Here is a 12427-nt window from a genome sequence, read left to right on the forward strand (position 1 = left end):
AAAACGGGCGGATCCGGCGAACCGGGCCGGACGGGCCGCCCCCGCCCGGCCCGGTCCCTCCTCCCGGCGGCTGAATTCGCGGACATTACCGTTAGCGATCGGTGAATCACCATAAGTTATGGGATGATGCCGCCATGCCTACCGCTCCAGTCCTCCTCGTCGCGTCGAGCGGGGGCCACCTCGCCCAACTGTGGGCTTTGCGCCCGTGGTGGCGGGAGCACCGCCGCATCTGGGTCACCTTCCCCACGCCCGACGCCCTGCACCTGCTCGCCGGCGAGGACGTCCGCCACGCCCACCACCCCACCACGCGCAACCTCGCCAACCTGGTGCGCAACACCCTGCTGGCGGTGCGCACCCTGGCCCGCACCCGCCCGGCGGCGGTGGTCACCACCGGCGCGGGCGTGGCCCTGCCGTTCTTCGTGCTGGCCTGGCTGCTGCGGATCCCCACCGTCTACGTCGAGGTCTACGACCGCATCGACACCCCGACCCTGACCACCCGGCTCTGCCGCCCCTTCACCCGGCTGCACCTCACCCAGTGGGAGGAGCAGCGGGCCTTCCTGCCGACCGCCATCACCGTGGGACCGCTGCTGTGACCGACCGCCGCGCCGACTCCGGCGCCGCCGCCGACCCCGCCGACCCGCGCCCGCTGGTGCTGGTGGCGGTGGGCACCGACCACCACCCGTTCACCCGGCTGATCGACTGGGCCGACACCTACGCCGCCGAACGCCCCGAGGTCCGTGTGCTGGTGCAGCACGGCGCCACGCCCGCGCCCGGCACCGCCGAGGGCGTCGGCCTCATCGACCGCGACCGGCTCGGCGCGGCCATGCGCGCGGCCGCCGCCGTCGTCACCCACGGCGGCCCGGCCACCATCAGCGAGGCCCGCGCGGCCGGCCGCCTGCCGATCGCCGTGGCGCGCGACCCCGAACTCGGCGAGCACGTCGACGACCACCAGCTCCGGTTCGTCGCCCGGCTCGACTCCGCCCGGATGGTGCGCTCCTGCTCCAGCTACCAGCAGTTCGCGGCCACCGTCGACAAGGCGCTGGCCCAGCCCGCCGACTTCCGGGTCGCCGAGGAGCCCGGCGAGGGCCCCGAGGCCGTGGCCCTGCGCGCCGGCCGGCTGATCGACCTGCTCATCCGCGACACCCGCGCCGACCGCCCGCTCCCCGCCGCGCCGCCGCCGGGGGCGCCGGACACGCCCGAGTGGCCCGACGTCACCGTGGTCGTGCCCACCCGCGACCGCCCCGACCTGCTGCGCCGCACGCTGCGCCACATCGCCGGGCAGGACTACCCGGGCACCGTGCGCACCCTGGTCGTCTACGACCAGGAGGAGCCCGACCCCGCTCTGGCCCGCACCGGCGGGTCCCGCCCGGTGGGCGTCCTGCGCAACACCGGGCGCCCCGGCCTGGCCGGGGCGCGCAACACCGGCGTCCTGGCCGCCGGCACCGAACTCGTGGCCTTCTGCGACGACGACGACACCTGGCTGCCGGGCAAGCTGCGCGCCCAGGTCGAGGTCATGCGCGCCGAGCCCGAGACCGAACTCGTGTGCTGCGGCATCCGGGTGGTCTACGGGCACGCCGAGGCCGAGCGGGTGCTCGACCGCACCTGTGTGGAGTTCGGCGACCTGCTGCGGTCGCGGCTGACCGAACTCCACCCCTCCACGTTCCTGCTGCGCCGCTCCGCGCTGGTCGAGGGCGCCGGCGGGGTCAACGAGGAGATCCCCGGCAGCTACGCCGAGGACTACGAACTCCTGCTGCGCCTGGCCCGGCGCGGCCCCATCCGCAACGTCCCCGCCGCGCACGTGCGCGTGCTGTGGCACGCCCGGTCCCACTTCGGCGGCCGGTGGCAGACGATCTCGACGGCGCTGCGCTGGCTGCTGGCGGCCTACCCGGAGTTCCGGCTGGTGCCGCGCGGGTTCGCCCGGGTGGCCGGGCAGATCGCGTTCGCCGAGGCCGCCGCCGGCCGGCGCGCCGCCGCCCTGGAGTGGGCGGTGGCGGCGCTGCGCGCGCACCCGGGCGAGGCCCGCGCCTACCTGGCGGCCGCGGTGACCTGCGGGCTGCCGCCGGGCGTGGTGCTGCGCGCCCTGCACCGCCGCGGCCGGGGCCTGTAGCCGCGCCGCGGGGCGGGGGCGCGCGTCAGCGACCGCTCAGCAGCGGGAGCAGGACGTGGTCGACGATCCGCTCCAGCGCGGCGGGGTCGAGCGGACGGTCCAGCAGGAAGCGTTCGCGCAGCAGCTGGGCGGGGAGGTCCAGGAGGGGTTCGGCGGGGTCGGCCGCCGCGGCCTCGCCGCGCGCGGCCGCGCGCGCGACGATCTCGGCGATCTGGCGGCGGTCGTCGGGCCGGGCGAGGTCGCCGCGGATCTCGGCGAGGAGCGCGGGGTCGGCGGCGCTCTCGGCGAGCAGGCCCCACAGGGTGTCGGCGGACCAGCGCCGCGCCAGGGCGGCGCGGTCGGCCAGCCACTCCAGGAGGTCGCCGCGCAGCGATCCGGTGTCGGGCACGGGGCCGGGGCGGCGGTGGCCGTGGGACACGGCGGCGTAGACCAGGTGGGCGCGGCTGGGCCAGCGGCGGTACAGCACCGGCTTGCTGGTGCCGGCGCGGTCGGCGACCGCGGTGACCGTGAGGCGGGTGTAGCCGACCTCGGCGAGTTCGGCCGCGACGGCGGCGAAGATCGCGTCCTCCAGCACCGAGCCGCGCCGCCGGGTGGCGGGTTCCCTCTCCATGCACCCAGCATAAGACACGTTGCGTTTCTTAACGACCCCGGATACAGTGAAGAAACGGCGGGTTTCTTATTGGTGCGGGCCGGGTCGCGGCTCGCACGCCGTGCGCACCCACCGCCGCCCTCTACCCCTCACCCCCTGTTCCGGAGGCCGCCATGCCCATGCCCCGTGCGTTCCGCTCCCTCTCGCGCGTCCTCAACCCGGTGGTCCGCCCCCTGGCCGGCCGCCTGCCGCCGCTCGCGCTGGTGCACCACACGGGCCGGCGCACCGGCCGCGCCTACTCCACCCCGGTCATGGCGTTCCCCACCGGGGCGGGGTGGGTGATCGCCCTGGCCTACGGCTCCGACGTCCAGTGGCTGCGCAACGCCGAACACGCGGGCGGCGCCGACCTCACCCGGGCGGGCCGCCGCCACCGGGCGGCAGCGCTGCGCCGGGTCCCCGCGGCCGAGGCCGCCGGGCTGCTGCCCGCCTGGGCCCGCGCTGTCATGCGGCTGGCCGACGTCCGCGACTACCTCGTGCTCACCCCCGCGTGAGCGGGCGCGGCCCGGCGCGCCGCCGGCCCTACTTCCGCAGCCCCCGCTCGCTGAGCCGCTCCGCGTGGCGCCGCGCCTGCTCGGCGAGCGCCAGCGCGTCCTCGATCGTCTCGCGGGCCCGCTCGGGCACGTTGACATAGGGGTCCCTGGCGGCCCTGCTGTAGCCGTGGGCGGCGTGGGCGTCGCGCAGCACCCGGAAGTCGCAGGTGGGCGCGGTCATGCCGTCCCACAGCTTGACCGCCCGCACCCGCTCGTACTTGCGCAGGGTCTCGGGGATCTCGGCGTACCACGCGGCGGTGGCCCGGGGGTCCCGCAGCGGCACCGTGCCCATCTCGCCGACCATCACCGGCTTGCCGGGGTCGATCCCGTGCTTCTCGCCCTCGGTCTGGATCCACTCGTAGGTGGGCCGCAGCGCGTCCTCGAAAGACTCCACGTGCTCCCAGTGGGGCTGCAGCTCGCACCCGGTCATGTTGTAGGCCTCCCAGCTGATCCAGTCGACGTAGGAGTTGCCGGGCCACAGGCCGGGCAGGCGGTCGAGGTTGTCGGGCCAGCCGGTGACGTTCCAGACGAAGATCGCGTTGTCGGCGCCGTTGGCGCGGTAGAGGTCCACGATGTGCCGCCAGGCGGCCACGAACTCCTCGGGCGTGCCGCGGGTGTTGTAGCGCCTCTTGGCGTCGGCCTCGTGGTCGAAGGTGACGAAGAACGGCATGCCCAACTCGGCGATGTTGCGGGCCTGGGCGGTCAGGGAGTCGTCCAGCTCACCCTCGATGATCTGCCGGTAGCTGAGATCCGGGTGGCCGGGTTCCTCGAACCGCCGGGCCTCGATGTTGGCGTGCAGCATGCGGCCCTCGCGCGCCAGCGCGACCTCGCGGTCGGTGGGCACCTGGTGCTGGTCGACACCGTGCCAGGTGTAGACGATGTCCATCGGGCGGCCGGTGACCTTCTCCAGCGGCCGGGGATCGCCCTCCCAGGGGGAGGCGCCCCACCACACCGCGCACGAGGGCTCCATGATGGCGCTCACCGTGCAGCGGTGCTGGTCCGGCGAAGGGCTGGGTGAGGAGGCGGCCGAAGGGCTGGGCGAGGCGCTCGGCGGCGCCGGCTCCGGAGCGGGGTCGCCGCCCGAGGGCGCGGCCGAGGGCTCCGCGCCGGCGGGCGCCGCCGACGGGTCGCCGCTGGGCTCGGCGGCGGCGGGCGAGGGAGCGGCCGCCGCGGACGCCGGGGCGCTGGGCGACTCCTGCGCCGCGGCGCCGCCCGAGGCCGGCGCGCTCGCCGAGGGCGAGGCGGCCGGCGAGGCACCCGCACCTTCCGAGGCGGCCGGCGAGGGCCCCGCCGAGGTACTGGTGGTGGTCGCCGGCGACGGAACCCCGCCGTACTCGCTGACCGCGCCGTCAGGGCCCGCGGACGAGTAGTGGGTGGCAGTCGCCGACCCGGTGGCCGCGGGGCCGCTGCCGTACCCGCTGGACGCGCCCTGCGGCCCGGCCGACGCGTAGTCCGTGGCGGGCTGATGGCCGCCGTCCACGAACCGCGCCGCCGTGCCGCCCACGGCCACCGGCGCGCAGGCCACGGCCATCAGTGTCACCGCGATCGCCGCACCGCCGCGGCGCCCCGGTGTGCAGCGCTCCAGCAGCCGCGCCACCCGCCGGGTCGCGCGGTCGCCCTGCTCGGACCTGTGGACTCCCCCGGAAACACGCATGCACAATTAGTTACCACACATGCACGTAGAGCAACATAAGTATGCATTTTCGGGCGCGTCGCATTGCCGATAAGTCCGACACCGCCCGCGACGGCCCTTCCGCGCCGCGCCGCGGCCCGTACGCAGCCGGACGCCGCCGTGCTCAGTACCCGAACCGCCGCCGGCTCGCGCATGTCAGCGCCGACACCGCCACCCGGTTCAGCGGGGCCAGCCCGGACCGCCACGAGAGGTCGGCGCGCACCCGCACCGCGCCGGTGGAGAACCGCATCGGGTTGCCCGAGACCGTGTGTGCGGGCGACAGCCGCGCCGTGCCGTCGGCCGCCACCGGCAGGGAGCCGCCGCGGTGCCCGGCGAACGCCGCGATCCCCCGGAACTCCGCCACCGGGTCGGCCGTGAAGTCCTCGTAGCGCACCCGCCGCGTGGGCACGCCGTCGCGCGTCAGCCAGGCCAGGATCTCGTTCTGCGCCGTCCACTGCAGGGCCGCCCGCCCCGCCGAGTAGCGCGCCATCTCCTGCTCGGGACTGGTGGCGGTGGCGTCGGGCCGGGGCACCCGCTTGGCCCAGGCGTGCGCCACCGCGCGGGGGTCGCGCAGCACGTGCAGCAGCCGCAGCCCGCGGCCGTAGCGGTGGCGCAGGCACGCAGCGAGCGAGGCGTGCTTGCTGGAGTCCACGACCACCCGGCACCCGCTCACGCGGGCCACGGCCCCGTAGAGCCGGTCGTAGAGGTCGGTGTAGCGGCCCACCCGCTCGGCCAGCGCCGCCGGGGGCCGGCCGCGCAGCAGCGCGGGTACGTACCGGGTGCGGTCCACGGCGTCCTTGAGCGCCAGGACCTCGCGGGGGTCGACCCGCTCCCAGCCGCCGAAGGCCGCGCGGCCCACGGCGGTCCAGAAGCCGCACTCGGCGAACGGGGAGCCGCAGCCGCACAGCTCGCCGTCGACGAGCGCCCGGCGCCACATGTGCACGACCTCGCCCACGGAGCACACCCCGGGCAGCTCGCCCAGCAGCCGCTCGATCAGGGTCGAGCCCGAGCGGCCCATGCCGCCCACGAACAGCAGTTGAAAGTCCTCCACACCGGCACACTAGTACGCCGTGTGCCGGTGTGGTCACGCTGCGGTCGCACCCGGCCCGCCGCGACGGCCGGGCAAGCCCGCGCGGCCGCCTAGTCGGCGTGGACGATCATGCCCGCGCCGACCGTGGCGTTGGTGCCCTCGTCGATGAGGATGAACCCGCCGGTGAGCCGGTTCTCCTTGTACTCGTCGGCGAACAGCGGCTGGGTCGAGCGCAGGCTCACCCGGCCGATCTCGTTGAGGGAGAGGTCGGTGGCGTCCTCGTCGCGGTGCAGCGTGTTGACGTCGAGCCGGTAGAGCAGGTCGCGCACCAGCACCTTGGCGGTGCGGGTGGTGTGCTTGATCAGCAGCCGCGAGCGCGGGGTGAGCTTGCGGGCCTCCGACATCCAGCACACCATCGCGTCGATGTCCTGGGACACCTCGGGCTGGTTGTTGTGCCGGCACAGCATGTCGCCGCGCGAGATGTCGATCTCGTCCTCGAGCAGCATGGTCACCGACATGGGCGGGAACGCCTCGTCCAGCTCGCCGTCGGGGGTGAGGATCTTGGCCACCCGGGTGGTCAGGCCCGAGGGCAGGTGCATGATCTCGTCGCCGCGCTTGAACACCCCGCCGGCCACCTGCCCGGCGTAGCCGCGGTAGTCGTGCAGCTCGGGGTCTGCCGCGCGGTGCGGGCGGATCACGTACTGCACCGGGAACCGCGCGTCGATGAGGTTGCGGTCGGAGGCGATGTGCACGTGCTCCAGGTGGTGCAGCAGCGAGGGGCCGTCGTACCAGGGCATGTTGATGGAGCGGTCCACGACGTTGTCGCCGTGCAGCGCCGACATCGGGATGAAGGTGAGGTCGCTGACGTCCAGCTTGGTGGCGAACGCCGAGAACTCCTGCTTGATCTCCTCGAACCGCTCCTGGGAGTAGTCGACGAGGTCCATCTTGTTGACCGCCAGCACCAGGTGCGGCACCTGCAGCAGCGTGGTCAGGAACGCGTGGCGGCGGCTCTGCTCCTGCAGGCCCTTGCGGGCGTCGACCAGGATGATCGCCAGGTCGGAGGTGGAGGCCCCGGTGACCATGTTGCGGGTGTACTGGATGTGTCCGGGGGTGTCGGCGATGATGAAGGTCCGCCGCGGGGTCGCGAAGTAGCGGTAGGCCACGTCGATGGTGATGCCCTGCTCGCGCTCGGCGCGCAGGCCGTCGGTGAGCAGCGCGAGGTTGGTCTGCTCCTCGCCGCGCCCCCGGCTCGTGCGCTCGACCGCGTCGAGCTGGTCCTCGAAGATCGACTTGGAGTCGAAGAGGAGCCGGCCGATCAGGGTGCTCTTGCCGTCGTCGACCGACCCGGCCGTGGCGAACCGCAGGATGTCTGTACTCATGTGCACACGTTCCAAAGGGGTGGGGTCAGGGCCGGGGTCTAGAAGTAGCCCTCGCGCTTGCGGTCTTCCATGGCCGCCTCGCTGGAGCGGTCGTCGGCGCGGGTCTGGCCGCGCTCGGTGATCCGGGTCGCGGCGATCTCGGCCATGATCTCGTCCAGCTCCACCGCCGTGGAGCGCACGGCCCCGGTGCAGGTCATGTCACCGACGGTGCGGTAGCGCACGGTGGCCTCGAACAGCTCCTCGTCCTCGCCCCGCGTGATGTAGGGGTTGTCGGAGAGCAGGATGCCGTCGCGCTCGAAGACCTGGCGCTTGTGCGAGAAGTAGATGGAGGGGAGTTCCAGCCTCTCGCGCGCGATGTAGCCCCATACGTCCAGCTCGGTCCAGTTGGACAGCGGGAAGACCCGAATGTGCTCGCCCATGTTGATGCGGGTGTTGTACACGTTCCACAGCTCGGGGCGCTGGGCCTTGGGGTCCCACTGGCCGAACTCGTCGCGGAAGGAGAACACGCGCTCCTTGGCGCGGGCCTTCTCCTCGTCGCGGCGGGCGCCGCCGAACGCGGCGTCGAACCGGTACTTCTCGATGGCCTCCAGCAGCGCCGCGGTCTGCAGCCGGTTGCGGCTGGCCCAGCGGCCGGTGGGCTCCACGACCTTGCCGGCGTCGATCTGCTCCTGCACCGAGGCCACGATCAGCTCCACGCCGGCCTCGGCCACCCGGCGGTCGCGGAACTCCATGACCTCGGGGAAGTTGTGGCCGGTGTCGACGTGCATCACCGGGAACGGAACGGCCCCCGGCCAGAACGCCTTCTCGGCGAGCCGCAGCATGACGATGGAGTCCTTGCCGCCCGAGAACAGCAGGACCGGCCGCTCGAACTCGGCGGCCACCTCGCGCATGATGTAGATCGCCTCGGCCTCAAGGAAGTCCAACTGGGAGAGCTGGTATCTGCCGAGCGGCGCCGTATTGGCCTGACTCATGAACCCGCCTAACGCTTTGTTGCCGCACGCCTGGACTGCCGGTGGTGGAGTGGCTGGGCACTCATCCCGCGGCGTGCGGGTCCGCGCTGTCGCGCTCGGCGACGCCACGGATACTCGCCAACAACATATTCGACAATTCGGGACGGCAGACAAGGATATCCGGCAGGGAGGGGTTGGTCCGGTTGTAGCGCAGCTCACTGCCGTCGATGCGCGAGGCGTGCAGCCCCGCCGCCCGTGCGACCGCGACCGGTGCCGCGCTGTCCCATTCGTACTGCCCGCCGGCGTGCACGTAGATGTCGGCGATGCCCAGCAGCACGGCGCAGATCTTGGCCCCGGCCGATCCCATGGGCACGATCTCGGCGCCCAACTGGGTGGCCAGGCGCTGCACGAACTCCGGCGGCCGGGTGCGGCTGGTGGTGATGCGCAGCCGCTGCTCGGTGGGCCGCTCCGGCGGCAGCCAGGGCGGGTCGACGGTGGAGACCGTGCTGCCCTGGGCGGGCAGCGCGACCGCGCCGGCCGCGAGTTCGCCGTTCTCCCACAGCGCCACGTGGACCGCCCAGTCGGTGCGGCCGGACTCGGAGAACTCGCGCGTGCCGTCGAGCGGGTCGATGATCCACACCCGCCGCGCGGTCAGCCGCGCCTTGTCGTCGATGCCCTCCTCGGAGAGGACGGCGTCGCTGGGGCGCAGCCGGCCCAGCGCCGAGAAGAGGAACTCGTGCGACGTGCGGTCGCCGAGTGTGCGCAATACCTCGGGCTCGTCGAACCCCTGCCGGGCCCGGAGGCGCAGCAACTGCTGCCCCGCCTCGGTCGCCAGGTCTCGCGCCACTTCGTGATCGTTTCGGATGCTGCTCACCGGCCTTAGTACGCTCCCGCTCCGCGGACAACTGCCGACCATGTCTTCCACAGGATCTGGACGTCCAGGGTCAACGACCAGTTTTCCACGTATCGCAGGTCCAGACGGACGGATTCCTCCCACGAGAGGTCCGACCGGCCGCTGACCTGCCACAGCCCTGTCATGCCCGGCTTGACCACCAGGCGCCTGCGCACGTCGCAGCCGTACCGCGCCACCTCGTCGGGCAGCGGGGGCCGCGGGCCCACAAGCGACATGTCGCCCCGCAGCACGTTGATGAGCTGCGGGAGCTCGTCCAGTGAGTACCGGCGCAGCCAGCCGCCGAACGAGGTGACCCGGGGGTCGCGACGCATCTTGAACAGTACGCCGTCGTGGTCGTTGGCGAAGCTCAGCCCCCCTTTGAGGGATTCCGCCTCGACCACCATGGTACGGAACTTGTAGAGCGTGAACTCGACACCGTCCTTGCCCACCCGCGTCTGGCGGAAGAGCGCGGGCCCGGGGTCGCTGAGGCGCACGCACAGCGCCAGCACGAGGAAGAAGGGGCCCAGCAGCACCAGGGCCAGCGCGGCGGCCGCCCGGTCGAACAGGCCCTTGACCACGCGGCGGGCCCCCACCAGTTCGGGGTGCTCCACGTGCAGCAGCGGCAGCCCGGCCACCGCGCGGATGGTGGTGCGCGGTCCGGCGACGTCCATCAGGGCAGGCGCGACGGTGAGGTCGGTGCCGCTCTTCTCCAGCCGCCACGCCAGGCGGCGCAGCTCCACCCCGTCCATCTCGGGGCAGGACAGCACCGCCACGGTGTCGGCGCCCGAGGCCGCGACGGCGTCGGCCGCGGTCGAGAAGTCGCCCAGCACGGGGCAGTCGTCGACCTCGCCGGCGGCCGCGTACACCTGGTGCGGGGGCAGGCACACGCCCATGACGCGCATGCCGTGGTAGGGCTCGCGGCGGAACTGCCGGATGAGGTCGCGCACCTGTTCGAGGTAGCCCACGGCCACCACGCCGCGCATGCACCGGCCCGAGCGGCGCAGCCGGTGCAGCCGCTTGCGCCAGGCGTAGCGCAGGACCAGGCACGACAGCACGACCGTGGGCAGCGCGAGCAGCACGTAGCCGCGGGCGACGTCGACCTTGGCCGCGTAGGCGGTGATGGCCACCCCCGCGGTCAGCACCAGGCCGGCCCGCAGCACGCGGCGGAACTCCTCGGTGCCCTGCCCCACGAACCGCCGCGCGTAGCCGCCCGACACCGCCACGACCAGCACCCACAGCGGCGGCAGCGCCAGCGACAGCAGCGGGTACCACGGCCCGCCGGCGGACAGCGGGCTGCCGAACCGGACCTGGAGGGCGAAGGCGCCCGCAGCGGCGCCCGCCGCCAGATCGATCCACAGCAGCCCCCGGACATAGGACCGAATCCACCGGGGCGCGGTGCGCGGGGCCGGCGCCCCCGCGGCCGGTAGTGGCGCGACTGTCGTGACACGATCGACGACGACCATGAATCCCTACCCTTGGCACGGTTCCCCTGTGGTCGCGGGCGGCTCGCCGCCCGCTCCGCGGCGCGGCACGGCGGCGCGGCCGTGTTCCGGACACGGCGGCGTCGGCGGGGCGGGGCCCGCGCGCGGCGACAAGGGGTACGGAACGCGAACTGACGTGGGAACTCTAGCTAAACGTGGTCACATAGTCGCGGCCCGTGACGGAATGCAGCCGGAAAAAGACCGAAGGCGTTACCGATTGGGGATCTCCGCAATGCCGAGGCGAGGGGCAGGCGAAAACGCCCCCGCCCGGGGCCGTGCGGGGCGCGGCTCAGGCGGAGGCGTGGAAGGTGTTCTGGGCCTTCTCCAGGCCCTCGGTCAGGACGGTCTCGACGGCGTCGGCGGCGCGCTCCAGGACCACGCCCAGGTCCTTGCGCTCGGTGCCGGAGAAGTCCTTCAGGACGTAGGCCGCGGCGTCCATGCGGCCGGGCGGGCGGCCCACGCCCACGCGTACGCGCAGGTAGTCGGGGGCGCCCAGCGAGGACGTGAGGGAGCGCAGGCCGTTGTGTCCGCCGGCGCCACCGCCGCGCTTGAGCCGCAGCGCGGCGAAGGGGATGTCCAGCTCGTCGTGCACGACGAGGATGCGCTCCAGCGGGATCTTGTAGAACCGGCTCAGGGCCGCCACCGGCCCGCCGGAGAGGTTCATGTAGGAGCGGGGCTTGGCCAGCACGGCCGGGACCCCCGCGACGCGGGTCTCGGCGGTCTCGGCGCGGGCCTTGTGGGCCTTGAAGCGCGCGCCGCCGCGCTCGGCCAGGAGGTCGGCCACCATGAACCCGACGTTGTGCCGGTTCCCGGCGTAGGTCGGACCGGGGTTGCCCAGGCCCACGACCAGCCAGCGCTCGGCCTCCACGGCCGCCTCCTCACCGCTTGCCTCACCCGCGGGCGCGGCGGCGGCCGCGCCCGGAGACGCCGATGCGCGGCCCGCCCGCGCCCAGCGCAGCAGACCACGCATCGGTTCCGCCTGTTCGTTGTCGGCGGGCGCCCGCCCGCGTCCGGTGTCCTACTCGGCGGACTCCGCCGGGGCGGACTCGCCGGACTCCGCGGCGGCCTCGGCCGCGGGCTCGCCCTCGGCCGGGGCGGCCTCGCCGGTCTCGTCGGCGGCCAGCTCCTCGTCGGTGCGCTCGGCCGTGACGGTGGCGACGATGGTCTCGGGGTCGGTGACCAGCTCGACGCCGGCCGGCAGCTTGAGGTCGCCGGCGGTGACCTGCGCGCCGACCTCCAGGCCCTCGATGTCGTGGTCGACACCCTCGGGGATGTGGGTGGCCTCGGTCAGGACCTCGACGGTCACCAGCTCCTGGGTGAGGACGCCGCCCGCGGCGATGTCGCCGGTGAGGTTCACCGAGACCTCGACGTTGACCTTCTCGCCCTTCTTGACGACCAGCAGGTCGACGTGCTCAAGGAAGCCCTTGATGGGGTCGCGCTGGACGCTCTTGGGCAGGGCGAGGTTGTCGGACCCGGGAATCCCGTCCACGCGCAGCAGGACGTTGGGGGTCTTCAGCGCGAGCATGAGGTCATGCCCGGGCAGGGTGATGTGGCGAGGCTCGGTGCCGTGGCCGTAGAGGACGGCCGGCACCTTACCCGCGCGGCGGACGCGCCGTGCGGCGCCCTTGCCGAACTCCGTGCGCGGCTCGGCAGCGATGCGTACCTCGGACACGACAAAACTCCTCGGGATCGTCCCCGTGCGGCACGGGGAACACGACTTCTGCTGAAACGGCTCCC

The 12427-nt window shown here is 73.6% G+C and carries 13 protein-coding genes; 4 read left to right on the forward strand and 9 right to left on the reverse strand.

All coding sequences use genetic code 11. The features are described 5' to 3' along the window. The first annotated feature begins 134 nt into the window (after positions 1-134). Both HNR12_RS11930 and HNR12_RS11935 read left to right on the forward strand, forming a co-directional pair. Positions 135-593 (forward strand): UDP-N-acetylglucosamine--LPS N-acetylglucosamine transferase, encoded by a 459-nt coding sequence (locus HNR12_RS11930; RefSeq protein ID WP_179767555.1) that lies wholly within the window; start codon positions 135-137, stop codon positions 591-593. Continuing rightward, on the forward strand, positions 590-2107 hold the full coding sequence (locus tag HNR12_RS11935; protein WP_179767556.1) for a glycosyltransferase: 1518 nt from the start codon (positions 590-592) through the stop codon (positions 2105-2107). The genes HNR12_RS11930 and HNR12_RS11935 overlap by 4 nt, the downstream gene beginning before the upstream one ends. Positions 2108-2132: 25 nt before the next feature. On the opposite strand, the gene HNR12_RS11940 is transcribed toward HNR12_RS11935, so the two are convergent. Beyond that, entirely contained in the window at positions 2133-2717 is a 585-nt protein-coding gene (locus HNR12_RS11940) for a TetR/AcrR family transcriptional regulator (protein WP_179767557.1), read from the reverse strand. Positions 2718-2869: 152 nt separating this feature from the next. Between HNR12_RS11940 and HNR12_RS11945 the strand changes: the two genes are divergently transcribed. Continuing rightward, on the forward strand, positions 2870-3247 hold the full coding sequence (locus tag HNR12_RS11945) for a nitroreductase family deazaflavin-dependent oxidoreductase (RefSeq protein ID WP_179767558.1): 378 nt from the start codon (positions 2870-2872) through the stop codon (positions 3245-3247). A gap of 28 nt (positions 3248-3275) precedes the next feature. On the opposite strand, the gene HNR12_RS11950 is transcribed toward HNR12_RS11945, so the two are convergent. Continuing rightward, entirely contained in the window at positions 3276-4268 is a 993-nt protein-coding gene (locus HNR12_RS11950) for a glycoside hydrolase family 26 protein (RefSeq protein WP_394353911.1), read from the reverse strand. Here HNR12_RS11950 and HNR12_RS11955 point away from each other — a divergent pair. After that, a complete protein-coding gene (locus tag HNR12_RS11955) occupies positions 4255-4656 on the forward strand; it encodes a hypothetical protein (protein WP_179767559.1) in 402 nt (133 codons plus the stop codon). The two genes, HNR12_RS11950 and HNR12_RS11955, sit on opposite strands and share 14 nt — an antisense overlap. A 426-nt stretch (positions 4657-5082) precedes the next feature. On the opposite strand, the gene HNR12_RS11960 is transcribed toward HNR12_RS11955, so the two are convergent. From HNR12_RS11960 to HNR12_RS11990, 7 genes are all read right to left on the reverse strand, one after another. Further along, positions 5083-5976, reverse strand: coding sequence for a sulfotransferase (locus tag HNR12_RS11960; protein WP_179770565.1), 894 nt, complete (start codon positions 5974-5976; stop codon positions 5083-5085). Between the two features lie 122 nt (positions 5977-6098). Then, positions 6099-7367 (reverse strand): sulfate adenylyltransferase subunit CysN, encoded by a 1269-nt coding sequence (cysN, locus tag HNR12_RS11965; RefSeq protein ID WP_179767560.1) that lies wholly within the window; start codon positions 7365-7367, stop codon positions 6099-6101. 38 nt (positions 7368-7405) lie between these two features. Continuing rightward, on the reverse strand, positions 7406-8338 hold the full coding sequence (gene cysD, locus HNR12_RS11970) for a sulfate adenylyltransferase subunit CysD (RefSeq protein WP_179767561.1): 933 nt from the start codon (positions 8336-8338) through the stop codon (positions 7406-7408). A 61-nt stretch (positions 8339-8399) separates the two neighbouring features. Further along, positions 8400-9191 (reverse strand): 3'(2'),5'-bisphosphate nucleotidase CysQ, encoded by a 792-nt coding sequence (locus HNR12_RS11975; protein WP_308118363.1) that lies wholly within the window; start codon positions 9189-9191, stop codon positions 8400-8402. Positions 9192-9196: 5 nt separating this feature from the next. Beyond that, positions 9197-10672, reverse strand: a complete 1476-nt coding sequence (locus HNR12_RS11980) for a sugar transferase (RefSeq protein WP_179767563.1) — start codon at positions 10670-10672, stop codon at positions 9197-9199. Positions 10673-10979: 307 nt separating this feature from the next. Further along, positions 10980-11660 (reverse strand): aminoacyl-tRNA hydrolase, encoded by a 681-nt coding sequence (pth, locus tag HNR12_RS11985; RefSeq protein ID WP_179767564.1) that lies wholly within the window; start codon positions 11658-11660, stop codon positions 10980-10982. Between the two features lie 48 nt (positions 11661-11708). Beyond that, a complete protein-coding gene (locus HNR12_RS11990; RefSeq protein WP_179767565.1) occupies positions 11709-12362 on the reverse strand; it encodes a 50S ribosomal protein L25/general stress protein Ctc in 654 nt (217 codons plus the stop codon). Between the last annotated feature and the right edge of the window lie 65 nt (positions 12363-12427).

Origin of the sequence: Streptomonospora nanhaiensis (assembly GCF_013410565.1) — a bacterium.
In the GTDB taxonomy this organism is placed as follows: domain Bacteria; phylum Actinomycetota; class Actinomycetes; order Streptosporangiales; family Streptosporangiaceae; genus Streptomonospora; species Streptomonospora nanhaiensis.